14 protein-coding genes and 1 tRNA gene are annotated in these 16,233 nt (G+C 63.8%); 9 read left to right on the top strand and 6 right to left on the bottom strand.

The annotated features are described in order from the left end of the window. Positions 1–2: 2 nt before the first annotated feature. Positions 3–617 (bottom strand): SCO family protein, encoded by a 615-nt coding sequence (locus BG60_RS28105; RefSeq protein WP_051996668.1) that lies wholly within the window; start codon positions 615–617, stop codon positions 3–5. A 264-nt stretch (positions 618–881) separates the two neighbouring features. Here BG60_RS28105 and otsB point away from each other — a divergent pair, with 264 nt between their 5' ends. After that, positions 882–1,634, top strand: a complete 753-nt coding sequence (gene otsB, locus BG60_RS28100) for a trehalose-phosphatase (protein WP_008342064.1) — start codon at positions 882–884, stop codon at positions 1,632–1,634. Further along, positions 1,631–3,010, top strand: a complete 1,380-nt coding sequence (otsA, locus tag BG60_RS28095; RefSeq protein ID WP_008342063.1) for an alpha,alpha-trehalose-phosphate synthase (UDP-forming) — start codon at positions 1,631–1,633, stop codon at positions 3,008–3,010. Before otsB ends, otsA begins: the two co-directional genes overlap by 4 nt. A 47-nt stretch (positions 3,011–3,057) precedes the next feature. Here otsA and BG60_RS28090 read toward each other — a convergent pair whose 3' ends face one another. Then, the gene (locus BG60_RS28090; RefSeq protein ID WP_235366332.1) at positions 3,058–4,938 is read right to left on the bottom strand and encodes an ABC transporter ATP-binding protein; all 1,881 of its coding nucleotides are present in this window, start codon (positions 4,936–4,938) and stop codon (positions 3,058–3,060) included. Between the two features lie 834 nt (positions 4,939–5,772). Here BG60_RS28090 and BG60_RS28085 point away from each other — a divergent pair. The 3 genes from BG60_RS28085 (at position 5,773) to BG60_RS28075 (ending at position 8,411) form a co-directional block, all read left to right on the top strand. Further along, positions 5,773–6,837, top strand: coding sequence for a glycosyltransferase family 4 protein (locus BG60_RS28085; RefSeq protein WP_008342061.1), 1,065 nt, complete (start codon positions 5,773–5,775; stop codon positions 6,835–6,837). A 221-nt stretch (positions 6,838–7,058) separates the two neighbouring features. Then, a complete protein-coding gene (locus tag BG60_RS28080) occupies positions 7,059–7,886 on the top strand; it encodes a hypothetical protein (protein ID WP_008342060.1) in 828 nt (275 codons plus the stop codon). A gap of 51 nt (positions 7,887–7,937) precedes the next feature. After that, the gene (locus tag BG60_RS28075; protein WP_034473512.1) at positions 7,938–8,411 is read left to right on the top strand and encodes a DUF2214 family protein; all 474 of its coding nucleotides are present in this window, start codon (positions 7,938–7,940) and stop codon (positions 8,409–8,411) included. Positions 8,412–8,504: 93 nt separating this feature from the next. Here the strand turns inward: BG60_RS28075 and BG60_RS28070 are convergent. The 4 genes from BG60_RS28070 to BG60_RS28055 form a co-directional block, all read right to left on the bottom strand. Continuing rightward, positions 8,505–8,579, bottom strand: a tRNA-Val gene (locus BG60_RS28070). Positions 8,580–8,648: 69 nt separating this feature from the next. After that, on the bottom strand, positions 8,649–9,386 hold the full coding sequence (dnaQ, locus tag BG60_RS28065) for a DNA polymerase III subunit epsilon (protein ID WP_008342055.1): 738 nt from the start codon (positions 9,384–9,386) through the stop codon (positions 8,649–8,651). A 19-nt stretch (positions 9,387–9,405) separates the two neighbouring features. Continuing rightward, positions 9,406–9,867 carry a ribonuclease HI gene (gene rnhA, locus BG60_RS28060; RefSeq protein ID WP_008342054.1) on the bottom strand — a complete coding sequence of 154 codons (462 nt, stop codon included), beginning with the start codon at positions 9,865–9,867 and terminating at the stop codon, positions 9,406–9,408. Continuing rightward, a complete protein-coding gene (locus BG60_RS28055) occupies positions 9,867–10,700 on the bottom strand; it encodes a class I SAM-dependent methyltransferase (RefSeq protein WP_008342053.1) in 834 nt (277 codons plus the stop codon). The genes rnhA and BG60_RS28055 overlap by 1 nt, the downstream gene beginning before the upstream one ends. Positions 10,701–10,718: 18 nt before the next feature. Here BG60_RS28055 and gloB point away from each other — a divergent pair, with 18 nt between their 5' ends. The 4 genes from gloB to carA all read left to right on the top strand — a co-directional run bounded on the left by gloB (position 10,719) and on the right by carA (position 16,211). Next, entirely contained in the window at positions 10,719–11,561 is an 843-nt protein-coding gene (gene gloB, locus BG60_RS28050) for a hydroxyacylglutathione hydrolase (protein ID WP_051996666.1), read from the top strand. 164 nt (positions 11,562–11,725) lie between these two features. Then, positions 11,726–13,372: a transglycosylase SLT domain-containing protein gene (locus BG60_RS28045; RefSeq protein WP_033537087.1), complete on the top strand. Its 1,647-nt coding sequence runs from the start codon at positions 11,726–11,728 to the stop codon at positions 13,370–13,372. Between the two features lie 96 nt (positions 13,373–13,468). Then, on the top strand, positions 13,469–14,731 hold the full coding sequence (locus BG60_RS28040; RefSeq protein ID WP_420912058.1) for an MFS transporter: 1,263 nt from the start codon (positions 13,469–13,471) through the stop codon (positions 14,729–14,731). A gap of 337 nt (positions 14,732–15,068) precedes the next feature. After that, positions 15,069–16,211, top strand: coding sequence for a glutamine-hydrolyzing carbamoyl-phosphate synthase small subunit (gene carA, locus BG60_RS28035; RefSeq protein WP_034473546.1), 1,143 nt, complete (start codon positions 15,069–15,071; stop codon positions 16,209–16,211). The last annotated feature ends 22 nt before the right edge of the window (positions 16,212–16,233 follow it).

The raw sequence follows: 16,233 nt of genomic DNA, 5'->3' as shown, positions 1-16,233 counted from the left end.
CGTCAGGCGTCCTTTGCGTGGATCACGCGCTTCAGATCGGCCGCGATGGCGTCGATCGAATCGTGATCGGTCGCGAGCAGGCGCGCGTGACCGGCGGCATCGAAGATATAGACGGCCGAACTGTGCGTGACTTCATACGCGCCGTCCGGATCGCGCTTTTCCATCTGATACGCGACGCGATAACGCTGCGCGACTTTCTCGATCGCGCGATCCGTGCCGGTCAGGCCGACCGCGTGTTTGTCGTCGAAGGCGCGCACGTAGGAGCGCAAAAGCGCGGGCGTGTCGCGCGCCGGGTCGACCGAAACGAAGACGATGCGCGTCTCGTCCGCATCCGGCCCAACGCGTTGCAGCACTTGCATCAGGCGCGCCATCGTTTCCGGGCAGACATCGGGGCAATGCGTGTACCCGAAGTAGACGAGCGTCGTCTTCCCGGCGAAGGATCGTCCGGTGACGCTCGCGCCGCCATCGTCGATGAGCGAGAAGTCGAGATCCGGCAGATGGCCCGATACATCCGTCAGATGCCACGGCTCGGCGGGCTTCGAACAGGCGGCGAGGGCGCACAGCGAGAGAAGGGCGACGAGACGCCGCGTGGGGAATTCGAGGAACGAAGCGTGCATCGGGAATGGCGTTGCAGGATGATTCGATTTGAACTTCGTCGCAAAATACACGCCTTTCACGCGGCTCCAGCGCATCATGTCGCTATCGGACTATTTTTGAGACGATTTGCCGCATGGTTCCAGCGCGCTGAAAGGCCGCACGTCGAAAGCTGAAAGTTCGGAGCTTTCTGAATTGAAAGCCTTCGCGCGGTAAGATTCGCACGCATTGCGTCGTCCAAAACGGACCGCGCGCCACATCACAGGCAAACCACAGGCCAAAGATCGATGCAAATTCTTCCCGATTCCCTGTCTCTTGCCGAGACCGCCTTTTTCTTCGATTTCGACGGCACGCTCGTCGAACTCGCCTCGACGCCCGATGGCATCTTCGTGCCGCGCTCGGTGCCCGACATCCTCGCCGCGTTGAGACGCGCGACCAACGGCGCGGTCGCGGTCGTATCGGGGCGCGGCATCGACAATATCGATTCGTTCCTGCAGATGGACGATCTGCCCGTCGCGGGCATGCACGGCGCGGAACGGCGCGATTCGAACGGCGATGTGCAGCGCATCGGCTTCAACGACGAGCGGCTCTTGCGCATGGAGCACGCGCTCGAGAAAGTCGTCAGCGCGAATCCGGGCATGCTGCTCGAAATCAAGGGCGCGGCGCTCGCGCTGCATTACCGCAATGCGCCCGACCGCGAGCCGGCGGCGCGCGCGGCGACGCAAAAGCTCGTCGCGGAATATGCCGATGCCTACGTGCTGCAGCCGGGCAAGATGGTCTACGAGATCAAGCCGAAGGACGTCGACAAGGGCCGCGCGGTGCGCGCGTACATGGGCGAGCCGCCGTTCACGGGGCGCAAGCCGGTGTTTATCGGCGACGATCTCACCGATGAAAAAGGTTTCGCGGTCGTGAACGAGTTCGATGGCCTGTCGATCAAGGTCGGCCCCGGCGATACGGTTGCGCGCGCGCGCATCGAATCGGTCGAGTTGCTGCTCGACTGGCTGCAAGTAATCGCGGGCACGGCGGGGAAGCACGCGTGAGCCGGCTGATCATCGTTTCGAATCGCGTCGCGCCGATTTCCGAAGGCGGGCCCGCGGCGGGCGGGCTTGCGGTCGGCGTCTACGACGCGCTCAAGGAAACCGGCGGCATGTGGTTCGGCTGGAGCGGGGACGTGCTCACGTCCGCACCTGACGACATCAAGCTCGAAGAGCACGGACCGGTGACGTTCGCGACCATCGGACTCGTGCGGCGCGATTACGACCAGTACTATCGCGGCTTCTCGAATGCGACGCTCTGGCCCGCGTTTCACTATCGGCCGGACCTGATCGAGTTCGACCGGCACGAATACGACGGCTATTGCCGCGTGAATCGCTGGCTCGCGGCGCAGCTCGCGCCGCTGCTCAAGCCCGACGACGTGATCTGGGTGCACGACTATCACCTGATTCCGTTCGCGCAGGCGCTGCGCGCATTGGGCGTGAAGAATCGCATCGGCTTCTTTCTGCACATTCCGTTTCCGGCGTCGCAGATTCTGCTGAGCGTGCCGCGTCATCGCGAACTGGTCGAGGCGCTGTGCGCGTTCGATTTGCTCGGTTTTCAGACGGAGCCGGACCTGCGCGCGTTCTGCGATTACATCGAAACAGAAGCGGGCGGCGCGTTGCAGCGCGACGGCGCGAAGCCGGTCGCGATTCGCGCGTTCGGTCAGACGCTGCGTGCGGCGGCGTATCCGATCGGCGTCTATCCGGATGAAATCGCCGCGCTCGCGAAAGACGGCGAGCGCGGACGCGACGTGGAAATCGTCAAGTCGACGCTGCATCATCGCAAGCTCGTGATGAGCGTCGATCGTCTCGATTATTCGAAAGGGCTCGTCGAGCGTTTTCGCGCGTTCGAGCGGCTGATCGAACACGATCCGCAGCAGCGCAACAACGTGTCGTTCCTGCAGATCGCGCCGCCGACCCGCTCCGATGTCGATGCCTATCGCGACATCCGCTTGCAGCTCGAAGCGGAATCGGGCCGCATCAACGGGCGATACGCCGAACTCGACTGGACGCCGATTCGCTATATCCATCGTCAGTACGAGCGGCCGGTGCTCGCCGCGCTGTTCCGCGAGGCGCACGTGGGTCTCGTCACGCCGTTGCGCGACGGCATGAATCTCGTCGCGAAGGAATATGTGTCGGCGCAGAATCCGGACGATCCCGGCGTGCTCGTGCTGTCGCAATTCGCCGGCGCGGCGCGCGAGCTGACGGCCGCGCTCATCGTCAATCCGCTCGATATCGATGGCATGGCCGATGCACTCGCCATCGCGCTCAGCATGCCTTTGAACGAGCGAAAAGCGCGCTACGAAGAGATGATGGCGCAATTGCGCGACAACAACGTCTCGGTGTGGCGCGACAACTTTCTGCGCGACCTCAAGACGTGAAAAAGGCCGCGTTCCTTTGGAAACGCGGCCTTTTTGCTTGATGACGCTTACGCCGGCTGCTTGTGCGGCGTCGCGACGATCGACGGCACCTTGCCGTGCTGCTTCGCCAGCAACTCGCGATACAGCCCCGGCCGCTCGCGCAATTCCTGCGGCGGGCCGTCGTCGATGACCTTGCCCGCGCTCATCACGATGATGCGGTCGAAGTTCTGCAGCGTCGACAGACGGTGCGCGATCGCGATCACGGTGCGGCCGACCATCAGCCGGTCGAGCGCCTGCTGAATCGCTTCTTCCGATGCGCTGTCGAGCGCCGACGTCGCTTCGTCGAGCAGCAGAATCGGCGCGTTCTTCAGAATCGCGCGCGCGATCGCGATGCGCTGACGTTGACCGCCCGACAGCTTCACGCCGCGGTCGCCGACGATCGTGTCGAATCCTTCCGGCATCGCCTCGATGAAGTCCGTGCAGCGCGCCTCGCGGGCGGCGGCGAGCACTTCCTCGCGGCTCGCATCCGGACGTCCGTACGCGATGTTCTCGAACACGGTGCGATGGAACAGCGAAATATCCTGCGGCACGAGCGCGATCGCGTGGCGCAGGCTGTCCTGCGTGATCGCGCTGATATCCTGGCCGTCGATCTTGATGCTGCCCTTTTGCGGCTCGTAGAAGCGTTGCAGCAGCGCGAGCACGGTCGATTTGCCCGCGCCCGACTTGCCGATCAGCCCGACGCGCTGTCCCGGCTCGATATGCAGATAAAAATTGTCGAGAATCGGACGGCGGCGCGGATAGGCGAACGTCACGCCCTCGAAATCGACGCGCCCGCCTTGCGGCACGAGTTCCGTCGCGTCCGAGCGGTCCGGCATGCCGTGCGGCTCCAGCAGCGTCTGCACGGCTTCGGCGAGACGCGCGACGTGTTGCGTCACATCGACGAGCGCCACGGCCAAGTCGCGCGTGCCGTGCAGGATCGTGAAACCGAGCGAGCTGACGAGCACGATATCGCCCGACGTCGCGCGGCCTTGCGACCACAGCCACAGCGCCCAGCCGAGCAGGCCTGCGGAAAGGATCGCCGTGACGACCGCGTGGAACAGGCGCAGCTTTTCGAGGTACAGCAGACTCTGCTGACGCGCGACCATTTCGGCCTTGACGGTCGAGCCGAAACGCTTCTGCTCGCGGAACGTCATGCCGAACGCGCGCACGAGCGCCATGTTGCCGATCACGTCGACGAGCTCGCCATCCACCGACGCCGCCTTCGACGCGAAACTGTGATGCCGCGCCGAGCCGCGCTTCGCGAGCCGGTACAGGATCAGCGCGAGGATCAGCGATGCGGTCATGAGACCGGCGGCCATCAGCGGATTGACGGAGACGATCATCACGATCGCGCCCAGCACCGCGATGCACGGCGGCAGGACGTTCCACGCCATCACGTTCTCGGAGGTGTAGATCGCGTTCGACGTCGCCGTGATCCGGCTCGCGAGCATGCCTGGCTGCTTCTCGGAGAAGTACGTCGGCGAGTGGCCGGACAGATACGAGAAGAGGTCCTTGCGCAAGTCGCCGGTAACGATCACGAAGACGTGCGCGCCGACCCAGCCGCCGACCCGCCACAGCAGGTTGTCGGCGGCGATCAGCCCGACCAGGATCATGAACGCGCCCCACAGCGGGCCGGGATGCCCGCGGCCTTGTCCGAGGACGTCGATCAGATGCTTGATCGCGTACTGCGAGGCGAGGGCGCAACCGACCGCGGCGAACACGCTGAAGAGCACGATGGCATGCGCGACGGGGTGACGGCGGATGTAGCGCATCAGGAACGCGAGCGGCCGATGCGCGTAGCTCGAAAGCTTCGCGTTGTGCGCGTTACGCTGGGAAACGGTGAGTTGGTCCAATGGTCTTTTTTGGTCGTAGAGCGGTTGAGCGTGTGTTGCGCCTTCGGGCAGTGCCATGCGCGGTACGAGATGCGACTGCCGGCATGCGATGCGTCGCCCGATCCGGCGCGACTGACGTCAAGCGAGGCGACGCTGCGCCGTCTCCATCACTGAATTGTAGCCAGTATCGCGCTGCGGCATCGCGACTTCGGGCATGTGACGCTCGGCGCGTGTGGCCATCCGAACATCATCCACGGCAAAAAATCGGGCGTCGCCTCAGCCTTTCGGCCGCCGAGCGCGGCTGACGGCATGGGCGCGCATTGTAAGCACATTGCACGACTTTTTGCGATGGAACGCTCGTCTGAAGGATCTGCGCCAATCGCGCCAGCGAACACAAAAGCACGTGTCGCGCCCGATAACGGAACCGATGCCGCAATCCGGCCTACGCGGCGGGTCAGACGGCGCGGAGTGCGTGCTGCCGCCCGGGCATCGTCAAAGCCCGTGCTCAAATGTAGAACAACCTTAATAAACAGTGGTTTGCAAAGTGTATCCCCCTTGTAACAAGGTAAATAAGTTGAAATGACTGCCGGCGCCGCTCTGGAAAAAACTCCATAATCCGATCCGGGTTTGCCCTTAGGCCATCGACAGGTTTTTGCAAGTTCGCGTCAACCGCCGCAGCAGATACGCGTTAATTGCTGGCGCGCGGCGATTTTGAGATATGGAACCGCAATTGCTAGATCGAATCGCCTGCGCGACGAACCGGTGATCAGCGACCCCGCTTTTTCACTCGAGCATCAGCCTTTGCGCCGCGGCCGCCGCGCCGCGGAAAGCTTCGCCCGAGCCGAGCGATTCGCTTTCCAACGTCAACATGACAGCAGTACTTGCCTGATTCTTTATTAGGAGTTTCACGACATGCGAATCGCTCAAATCGCGCCCCTCCACGAGGCTGTTCCGCCGAAGCTGTATGGCGGCACGGAACGCGTGGTGTCTTATCTGACCGAGGCACTCGTGGATGCTGGACACGACGTCACGCTCTTCGCGAGCGGCGATTCGCAGACGTCCGCGAAGCTCGAGGCGTTCTGGCCGCAGGCGCTGCGCCTCGACCCGACGATCCGCGACACGATGGCGCCGCATATGCTGCTGCTCGAAGAAGTCCGCCGCCGCGCCGACGAGTTCGACGTGCTGCATTTCCACATCGACTATTACCCGTTCTCGCTGTTCGCGCGCCAGCCGGTGCCGTTCCTGACGACGATGCACGGCCGTCTCGATCTGCCCGAACTGCAGCCGATCTTCAACACGTTCAACGACGTGCCGGTCATCTCGATCTCGGACAACCAGCGTCAGCCGCTGCCGCAGGCGCACTGGCTCTCGACGGTGTATCACGGTCTGCCGGAAAACCTGTTGAAGCCGATCCCGAACGTCAAGCCCGGCTATCTCGCGTTCCTCGGCCGCATCTCGCCGGAAAAGCGCGTCGACCGCGCGATCCGCATCGCGCAGGCGGCGGGCATGAAGATCAAGATCGCGGCGAAGCTCGACAAGGCCGACCGCGCCTACTACGAAGAAGAGATCAAGCCGCTCTTCGCGCTGCCGCACGTCGAGTACATCGGCGAAATCAGCGAAGCGGAGAAGACCGAGTTCCTCGGCAACGCCCACGCGCTGCTGTTCCCGATCGACTGGCCGGAGCCCTTCGGCCTCGTGATGATCGAAGCAATGGCCTGCGGTACGCCGGTGATCGCGTTCAACCGCGGCTCGGTGCCGGAAGTGATCGAGAACGGCGTGTCGGGCTTCGTCGTCGAAGATGAACTTTCGGCGATTGCCGCCGTGAAGCGCCTCGATCAACTGCCCCGCGAAAAGGTTCGCGCCGCGTTCGAGCAGCGTTTCTCGTCGAAGGTCATGGCCGCGAACTACGTCAACGTGTATGAAGAACTGCTGCGCCAGAAGCGCCGCACGGTTCTGCGCGAAGTCAACGCGAGCTAAGCAAGTCTTGCCGCTTCGCCGCGGCATGAGTTGAAAAACGACGCCCCGCGTGCCTCAAGGCACGCGGGGCGTTGTCGTAATAGCACATTCAGGCATGCCTTTCGCGCGACAGACCGCGCTGCAGATGTGAAACCTCTGACGACATCCGTAATCTCCCTATAATGACCGGGCTTCGCGATGCGCGGAGCGGCATGCATCGCACGTGGACAGGAGCGTTTCTTTTGGCGAGACCCAAGCAAATCAGCGCGAACCCGGCGCCGGGCGCCGGCACTGTGTTCGCATTGCGCGCCATCGGGCTGGTGCTCGCGGCGCGCTGGGCGTTCTCGATGTCCGAGATGGGCTATCTGTCCTCGCTGCGCGCGATGACGTCGTCGCCGTGGGCGTGCGTGAACCTCGTCCTGATCTTTCTTCTGATCGTGCTGCCGGGCGCGAAGGCGCGCACGGAGCGGCCGCTGCATCCGCTGCCGCAATGGCTGCGGCAGGCGTTGCGCTTCATTGCGCTGCTCGCTTTCGGCTTCGCGATGTTTTCCGTCGGCGCGTTCGTCTGGAGTTCCGGATGGCGGCGCTTCACGCAGGCGCTCGCCGAGACCAACGGCTGGCTGCTCGTCGGGCCGGCGCTTTATGCCATCGTCATGTGGATCTGCCGTCCGCGCGCGCTCTGGCGCACGAATATCGCGGCGCGGCGCTTCGCGATCGGGCGCTATGCGCTCTCGCTCGATCCCGTCACGCGTACCGCCGTCGTATGGGCGGAAAGCCGCAAGCTCGGCCAGTACGACGCGCGCGAGCTGTCGGTGAAATGGCCGGAGCCGGCGGAGACGTCGCCGTCGACGAGCATGCTCGCGCCGGCGACCGAGCCCGCCGCGCCTGCTATCCGCGCGAGCGGGGAAGTGCGGCACGGCCTGTTCGCGCGCCGGCCGAAAGTCGAATTGTTGTGGGACTCGCCGGCCGCGGCCGGGCACAATCGCACCACCGTGTTCCGCGCGCCGCTCGCGAGCGAAGGCGACCGCAACGCGGCGCGCGCGCTCGATGCGACGCTGCGTCAGGTCTGATCTAGCCGAAATTGCCGTACACGTCGTTCCTGTCTCTTCAGGGAGGAAAGGATGCTGATACGTTGGTTGCTGGCCGCGCTTCATCTTCTTGCTTTCGGTTTCGCGCTCGGCTCGGTGCTCGCGCGCGCCCGCGCGTTGCGGCGTCTCGATCCCGCGGAATCCATTCAGGCGAACGAACTGCGCCTGCGTGACGTCTTTCGTTCGGATTCCGTGTGGGGCGTTACGGCGATCGTGCTGATCGTCACGGGCGTGACGCGCGCGTTCGGCGGATTCGAAAAGGGCGGCGCGTTCTATCTGCACGAGCCGCTTTTCCATCTGAAGATGACGGCGCTCGTCGTGATTCTGCTGATCGAAGTCTCACCGATGCTGGCGCTGATCCGCTGGCGCATCGCGCTCGCGCAGGGCGGGCCGATCGATCTCACGCGGGCGCGACGCTTCGCATGGCTGAGCGATCTCGAAGCCGGACTCGTCATGTTGATGGTGATCGCCGCGAGCGGCATGGCGCGCGGCGTGTGGGCGTCGTGATGCCCGTTTCACCGGCTGAAAATGAAAAAGGCCCAAGTCGTGAGACTTGAGCCTTTTGATCTTCGGTGCTTGTCTTTACCAACACCAGAATTCTGGTGGGTAGTACTGGGATCGAACCAGTGACCCCTGCCGTGTGAAGGCAGTGCTCTACCGCTGAGCTAACCACCCGAAGAGAGACGAGATTATGTCAGGCGTTTTTGATTTCGTCTAGTGCTTCGTTAAGCAAATTCGAAAAAATTACGCAGGAACGGCTTCCCCTTCGGCGGGAGCCGGTTCCGTGCGCCAGACGCTCGTGCCTTTCATCGCCTTGTCGAGATCGCTCAGCAGGGCTTCGTGCGCGGCGAGTTCGTCGGCGCTCGCGGCGATCACCGGCAGATCGAGATCGTCGAACGCGATGCGCGACGTCGAAACCGAGCCCGACGCAGGCTGATCGCCGAGCATGTCGATGACGAGGCTTTCCTGGCCGCGCGTCATCGCGAGATAGACCTCGGCGAGCAGCTCCGAGTCGAGCAGCGCGCCATGCAGCGTGCGATGCGCGTTGCTGATGCCGAAACGATCGCACAGCGCATCCAGCGAGTTGCGCTTGCCGGGGAACATCTGCTTGGCTTGCGCGAGCGAGTCGATCACGCCCGCGCACGTCTCGGCGATTTTCGGCAGCCCGAGCAGCGCGAATTCCATATCGAGAAAGCCGACGTCGAAGGGCGCGTTGTGGATGATCAACTCCGCGCCCGCGATGAAGTCGCGAAGTTGCGCGGCGATCTCCGCGAACTTCGGCTTGTCGCTCAGGAATTCGGTGGTGAGGCCGTGCACGGCGAGCGCGCCGGGATCGCTGTCGCGCTCCGGGTTCACGTAGAGGTGCAGGTTGTTGCCCGTCAGCCGGCGGTTGACCAGCTCGACGCAGCCGATTTCGATGATCCGGTCGCCCGTCCTCGCGTTCAGGCCGGTGGTTTCGGTGTCTAGTATCAGTTGGCGCATAAGTTGGCGTGCGTTTCGTTCAGTTGTCCGCAAGCGATGTCACGCCGCGATTGGCGAGCGCATCGGCGCGTTCGTTTTCGGGATGTCCGGCGTGGCCCTTGACCCAGCGCCATTCGATCTCATGCCGCGCGACGAGTTCGTCGAGGCGCTTCCAGAGATCGGCGTTCTTGACGGGCGTCTTCGCGGCCGTCATCCAGTTCTTTTTCTTCCAGCCGTGAATCCATTCGCTGATGCCTTTCTGCACGTATTGCGAATCGGTGTGGATGATCGCGTGACACGGACGTTTCAACGCCTCGAGCGCGGAGATCACGGCCATCAGTTCCATGCGGTTGTTGGTGGTCGCGGCTTCGCCGCCGAACAGCTCCTTCTCCAGCGAGCCGAAACGCAGCAGCGCGCCCCAGCCGCCGGGTCCCGGATTGCCTTTGCAGGCGCCGTCCGTGTAGATGTCGATTACCTTGTTCGATGCGGATTCTTGAGTCATCAATGCTCTTTGCGAGTCTCGTTGCGCGTGTGCGGAGCGGCGACCGGAGCGAGGCCAGGCGCGAGCGCGGGTTTTTTGAGCTTGCGCGGACCGATGACGCGCATGCCGCGCACGCGTTTGACCGCCGTGATCATGTACGCCGCGCCGAAGATGGGCCACCAGCGATCGCCGGCGGCTTCCATGAATTGATAGCGTTGCAGCCATTTGTCCGTGACAAGCGGCGGACGATAGCAGCCGAAGCGCCCGCGTTCAAGGTCGAATCCGAGCAGCTTGATCCAGTCCTTGATGCGCGTGAACGCGATCATCTCGTGCGCCGATGGCACGAACGGCCGTCCCGCGACCTTGCCGAGCGACTGCCGCGCGCCCCACAAACTCAGCGAATTGAAGCCGAGGATGATCAACTGGCCTTCGGGCACCAGCACGCGCTCGGCTTCGCGCAGCAGGCGGTGCGGATCGGGCGAGAATTCGAGTGTGTGCGGCAGCACGAGCAAATCGACGCTCTGCGCTTCGAAAGGCAGGTCGAGCAGATCGCACCACACGGTGCTGCGGCCGTCGGGCGCGCTCGCCGCGGGAAGCGCGCTCACGCCGGGCGTCGTCGCGCGCGGCGGCGTGTACGGTGCGCTCGATGCGCTTTCGGCGTCGAGCACGAGCGCGCGCCCGGTCATGCGATTTTCGCGCAGCGCGTCGAGCTGCGGCATGCCGAGCTGCAGCGCGTGATAGCCGAAGATGTCGGACACGACGTGATCGAGCTGCGCCTGCTCCCATTCGAGCACGTAGCGCCCGGGCGCCGAGCTCGTCCAGGTGGGCCAGTCTATAATCGATCGGTCAGACATGTTCGGATTGCCGCATAGATGATCGCCATGAATTCGCTTGCCAAGAAATCGCCTGCCCAGGATGCACTCGAATACGTGCCGGTCCCGGCATTCGAGGACAACTACATCTGGCTCGTGTCGGACTCGCGCGATGCGGTCGTGATCGACCCCGGCGACGCCGCGCCCGTCGAGGCCTATCTGGCCAAACGTGGTTGGCGGCTGACCGCTATTTTACTCACGCACCATCACCACGACCACGTCGGCGGCGTGAAAGCACTCATCGATAGCCGAACGGCAGAGGGTGGGATTCCCGTCTACGGCCCGGCTGGCGAGCGCATCGAGCATCTGACGCAGCGCGTCACCGGCGGCGACAGGGTGCGCATCGACAAGCCGGCGCTCGAACTCTCCGTGATCGACGTGCCGGGTCACACGGCCGGACACATCGCCTATTTCCAGGCGGGCGATCCGAACGGCACGCCGCATCTTTTCTGCGGCGACACGCTCTTCGCGAGCGGCTGCGGCCGTCTTTTCGAGGGCACGCCGCAGCAGATGCTCAGTTCGCTCGACGCGCTCGCCGCGCTACCGGACAACACCCAGGTTCACTGCGCGCACGAGTACACGCTGTCGAACATCAAGTTCGCACGCGCGTGCGAGCCGGACAACACCGCGCTACTGCGCTGGAGCGAGGACGCGCAGGCGTTGCGCGCCGCCGGCAAGCCGACTTTGCCGACGACCATCGGCCACGAAAAAACGGTGAATCCGTTCCTGCGTGCGGACGTCCCGGCGATCCACGCAACGCTTGCGTCGCAATTCGGCGCGCCCGTTTCGGACCGGCTCGAAGCGTTTCGAATGATGCGCGGCTGGAAGGATAAGTTCCGCTAACCCGAACCTATTTGGGGCTAACTTCAACCGAAACGTTGGAATCGACGTTAGATGCAGGATTTTGCAGGGGTTTTGCGCGCATTCTTATTGACGTCTTAAGTGCTGTTCCGTACTATCGGCTGCAAATTTCCAAGCATCATCTTTTGGAAGCAGAGACGTTCTCCATGCGACTAACCCTTAGCGCGCTGTCCGTCCTGATGCTCGCCGCGTGCGCGAGCCAAGGACCTACGGCGTCAGATCCAATTACAGCAACAGCCAACTCCAACGCTTCGCCGCAACAAGTCGCCGACACGATTCGCCGCACCGCAGCAGCCAAGGAAACCATTAACGTCGACAAGACGCCCGTGACTTCGCTCGCGGGTTCGTCCGATCTCTGGAACCGCATCCGCGGCGGCTTCCAGATTCCCGATCTGCAAAGCGACCTCGTCGACATGCAGGTCAACTGGTACGCGCAACGCCCGGATTACGTCGAGCGCATGACCACGCGCTCGCAGAAGTATCTGTATCACATCGTCGAGGAACTCGAGCAGCGGCATATGCCGACCGAGCTCGCGCTCCTGCCGTTCATCGAATCGGCATACAGCCCGCAGGCGCTATCGGTCGCGAAGGCCGCGGGCATGTGGCAGTTCATGCCGGGCACCGGCCGCGATTACAACCTCAAGCAGAACATGTGGCAGGACGAGCGCCGCGACGTGCTCGCGTCGACGTCTGCCGCGCTCGACTACCTTTCGCGTCTGCACGACATGTTCGGCGACTGGCATCTCGCGCTCGCCGCATACAACTGGGGCGAGGGCAACGTGCAGCGCGCGATCGCGCGCAACGAAGCGGCGGGCTTGCCGACCGACTACGAAAGCCTGCGCATGCCCAACGAGACGCGCAACTACGTGCCGAAGCTGCAGGCCGTGAAGAACATCGTGAGCAATCCGCAGATGTACGGTCTCACGTTGCCGGACATCCCGAATCACCCGTATTTCGTGACGGTCACGACCGCGCGCGACATCGACGTGACGATGGCCGCGAAGCTTGCCGGCATGAGCGTGGAAGAATTTCGCTCGCTGAATCCGTCGTTCTCGAAGCCGGTGATTCTCGGCGCGACCAATCCGCAGATTCTGCTGCCGTTCGATAACGCTGCGTCGTTTCAGCGCAACCTTTCGTCGTACTCGGGCGCGCTGTCGTCGTGGACGACGTACACCGTCACCGAGCGCGCGCGTCCGGCGGCGATCGCCGAAAAAATCGGCGTGGACGCTGACACGCTGATGTCCGTCAACCGCATTCCGGCGGGCATGCGCCTGAAGCCGGGCTCGACGATCGTCGTGCCCCGCACCGACGATGACGACGAAGACATCAGCGCCGACGTCGCGGCCAATGCGATGCTCGCAATCGAGCGCGACGTGCCCGACACGCGCCGGCTCGTCATCCGCGTGCGCCGCAAGCAGTCGATCGGCACGCTGGCAGACCGCTACAACGTTTCGCCGGCACAGTTGCGCGCATGGAACCGCACGCGCGGAGACATGTTCATGCCGGGGCAGGTGGTCGTGCTGCATGTGCCGTATGGCCGACCGGTTCCGGCCGAGCCGGGTCCGGCGCGTGTGGAGACGGTGGCGGCGTCGAGCCGTTCATCGGGCGGCGTGTCGAAGATCGGCACGCGCGTACCTGAGCCGAAGACATCGCGCGGCGGCAAGACGAGTGCCCATACGTCGGGGAAGGTGACGAAGGTGTCGTCTTCTTCGGCATCGCATGCAGCAAAGCCTGCTGCCGCGGCCAAGACCGCGAAGCCGGCTGCCACGTCGAAGAGCAGCAAGAAGAAATAACGCACGCGGTTTTGCCGGCGCGATAACCCACGCCGTCACCAAGGTGACGGCGTGTTCTTTTGCGGACGCCGCTAAACTGTCGATCCGAAAGAATCGATGAAGCGTCCGTTTCATATGTCGTCCACCGTTCGTCTCCGCGTTTTCATCCTCTTTGCCGCCGGCTACTTCGTCTCGTACGTGTTCCGCGGCGTCAATCTCGGCTTCGCGCCGCTCATCACGCACGAACTCGGCTTGTCGGCCGCCGATCTCGGCCTGCTGACGGCGCTGTACTTCATCGGCTTTGCTGCCGCGCAGATTCCTGTCGGCGTACTGCTCGATCACTTCGGGCCGGCGCGTGTGACGGCCGGCATGCTCGTGTTCGCCGCGGCGGGCATTGGCGTGTTTGGGGCCTCGAATAGCCTGGCAGGGCTGATGTCCGGGCGCCTGCTCATCGGCGTGGGCGTGTCGGTGTGTCTGGCGGCGGCGTTCAAGGCGTCGGCGCAGCATTTCCCGATCTGGCGCCTGCCGCTCATCAACGGATTCACGATGGCCGTCGGCGGATTGGGCGGCGTCGTCGTCGGATCGCCGCTGTCGGCGCTGCTGCAATTCGCAACGTGGCGTCAGGTGTGCTTCGGGCTCGCGGTGTTCACGCTCGTCGTCGCGGCGGCGATTGCGCTCTTCGCGCCGCGCAAGGCGGATACGCATCATCAGGCGGACATCGTCACGCAGTTCAAGGGCACGTGGCACATCATGAGAAGCGCCGCGTTCTGGAAGATCGCGTCGTTTCCGGTCGTCACGCAGGGCGTCTTCTTCGCGATGCAGTCGCTCTGGATCCGTCCCTATCTCATCGACGTGATGAATCTCACGCCCGCGCATTCGTCGGCGATCGTCTCCGTGCTCGGTTTCGCGATGATGTTCGGCTCGGTGGGCTTCGGCGCGGCGGCGCGCAGTCTCGAGCGGCGCGGCGTGTCGGTGTACGCGTTCTGCGGCGCGGGCATGGTGCTTTTCGTCGCCACCCAGTTGCTGATGGTGCTGCGCGTGCCGCTGCCGCCCGCGACGCTCATCGCCGCGTATGGCGTATTCGGCGGCACGGGCATCCTGAGTTATGCGGTCGCGGCGAAGTATTTCCCGTCGCACATGGCGGGACGCGTGAATACGACGCTCACGCTCGTCATCTTCCTGCTGATCTTCGGCTTTCAGGTCGGGGTCGGCACTATGTTGTCGCTTTGGCCTGCGGAAGCGGGGCGCTATCCGGCATCGGCGCATATTTCGGTGTGGGCGGCACTGATTGCGCTGCAAGTGGCGAGCGCGATCTGGTACATGTTGCCGGGCCGCGCGCTGCACGAACGCGAGGCGGAAGTGGAAAACGCGGCGTCGTGATCGGGGCGGCGGGAGGCAAGCAGAGCGCTCCCAAATTTGGCAGATGTGTCAATTTAACGCTATAATTCGAAGGTTTGAGCACATCAACCCGCACCCTAGCGCCTACCTCCCACACACCGTCGTTCGCTGCGCCAGTCGGCGCGCGCCGCACGCCGCCAGTCGCCCGCTTCGTCACTGCGTTTGCCCATGCAAGCGAGCTGAACCGAACCGCGACGCGCGCCTCGCGAGCCGCCGCCACACTGCGCGAAGGAAACCCCTCGTTCTTCGAGCGACGGGAAGCCAAGCCTGAATTTCGGACAGACAGGTCGGTAACAGGGTGTTCCCCAAGGAGCTTCCCGTGTTGCCGTCATTTTCCCCCGCACTTCTCGCACTTGCCGACGGCACGGTCTTTCGTGGTCAATCGATCGGCGCGCCCGGTTCGACGATCGGCGAAGTGGTGTTCAACACCGCAATCACCGGTTATCAGGAAATCCTGACCGATCCGAGCTATGCCCGCCAGATCGTCACGCTGACCTATCCGCACATCGGCAACTACGGCGTGAACGCCGAAGACGTCGAAGCCACCAAAGTCCATGCCGCCGGCCTCATCATTCGCGACCTGCCGGTGCTCGCATCCAACTTCCGTTCCGAGCAGACGCTCTCCGACTATCTCAAGGCGCAAGGCGTCGTCGCGATCGCCGGCATCGACACGCGCAAGCTCACGCGTATCCTGCGCGAGAAGGGCGCGCAGAACGGCTGCATTCTCGCCGGTTCCGATGACGAAGCGAAAGCGCTCGAGCTCGCACGCTCGTTCCCGGGCCTCGCGGGCATGGACCTCGCGAAGGTCGTGTCGACGGACCAGCCCTACGAATGGACGCAGACCGAATGGCGTCTGGGCAGCGGCTACGGCAAGCAGGAAGCGCCGAAGTTTCGCGTCGTCGCGTTCGACTATGGCGTGAAGTACAACATCCTGCGCATGCTGGCGGAGCGCGGTTGCCACGTGACCGTGCTGCCCGCGAAATCGACCGCCGCCGATGCGCTCGCGCTCAATCCGGACGGCATCTTCCTGTCGAACGGCCCCGGCGATCCGGAGCCGTGCGATTACGCCATCGCGGCCACCAGGGAATTCATCGAGCGCGGCATTCCGACGTTCGGCATCTGCCTCGGCCATCAGATCATGGGTCTCGCCGTCGGCGCGAAGACGATGAAGATGAAGACCGGCCACCACGGCGCGAACCATCCGGTGAAGGACATGGACGACGGCCGCGTGGTCATCACGTCGCAGAACCACGGTTTCGCGGTCGATGCGTCGACGCTGCCCGCCAACGCGAAAGTCACGCACGTCTCGCTCTTCGACGGCACGCTGCAAGGCTTCGCGCTCACCGACAAGCCCGCCTTCTGCTTCCAGGGCCATCCGGAAGCGTCGCCCGGCCCGCACGACATCGCGTATCTGTTCGACCGCTTCATCAAGCTGATGGAAGCACAGAAGGTCGCAGCCTAAGAACAGAACATCGCAAATATAC

The sequence above is a fragment of the Caballeronia zhejiangensis genome (assembly GCF_000698575.1).
Lineage (GTDB): Bacteria > Pseudomonadota > Gammaproteobacteria > Burkholderiales > Burkholderiaceae > Caballeronia > Caballeronia zhejiangensis.
This window is presented reverse-complemented; position numbering and strand designations above follow the sequence as displayed.

Coding starts and splice junctions, on each gene's coding strand:
- BG60_RS28105 (WP_051996668.1), bottom strand. CDS start 617: ATGCACGCTTCGTTCCTCGAATTCCCCACGCGGCGTCTCGTCGCCCTT.
- otsB (WP_008342064.1), top strand. CDS start 882: ATGCAAATTCTTCCCGATTCCCTGTCTCTTGCCGAGACCGCCTTTTTC.
- BG60_RS28090 (WP_235366332.1), bottom strand. CDS start 4,938: ATGGCACTGCCCGAAGGCGCAACACACGCTCAACCGCTCTACGACCAA.
- BG60_RS28085 (WP_008342061.1), top strand. CDS start 5,773: ATGCGAATCGCTCAAATCGCGCCCCTCCACGAGGCTGTTCCGCCGAAG.
- BG60_RS28075 (WP_034473512.1), top strand. CDS start 7,938: ATGCTGATACGTTGGTTGCTGGCCGCGCTTCATCTTCTTGCTTTCGGT.
- dnaQ (WP_008342055.1), bottom strand. CDS start 9,386: ATGCGCCAACTGATACTAGACACCGAAACCACCGGCCTGAACGCGAGG.
- rnhA (WP_008342054.1), bottom strand. CDS start 9,867: ATGACTCAAGAATCCGCATCGAACAAGGTAATCGACATCTACACGGAC.
- BG60_RS28055 (WP_008342053.1), bottom strand. CDS start 10,700: ATGTCTGACCGATCGATTATAGACTGGCCCACCTGGACGAGCTCGGCG.
- gloB (WP_051996666.1), top strand. CDS start 10,719: ATGATCGCCATGAATTCGCTTGCCAAGAAATCGCCTGCCCAGGATGCA.
- BG60_RS28045 (WP_033537087.1), top strand. CDS start 11,726: ATGCGACTAACCCTTAGCGCGCTGTCCGTCCTGATGCTCGCCGCGTGC.
- BG60_RS28040 (WP_420912058.1), top strand. CDS start 13,469: ATGAAGCGTCCGTTTCATATGTCGTCCACCGTTCGTCTCCGCGTTTTC.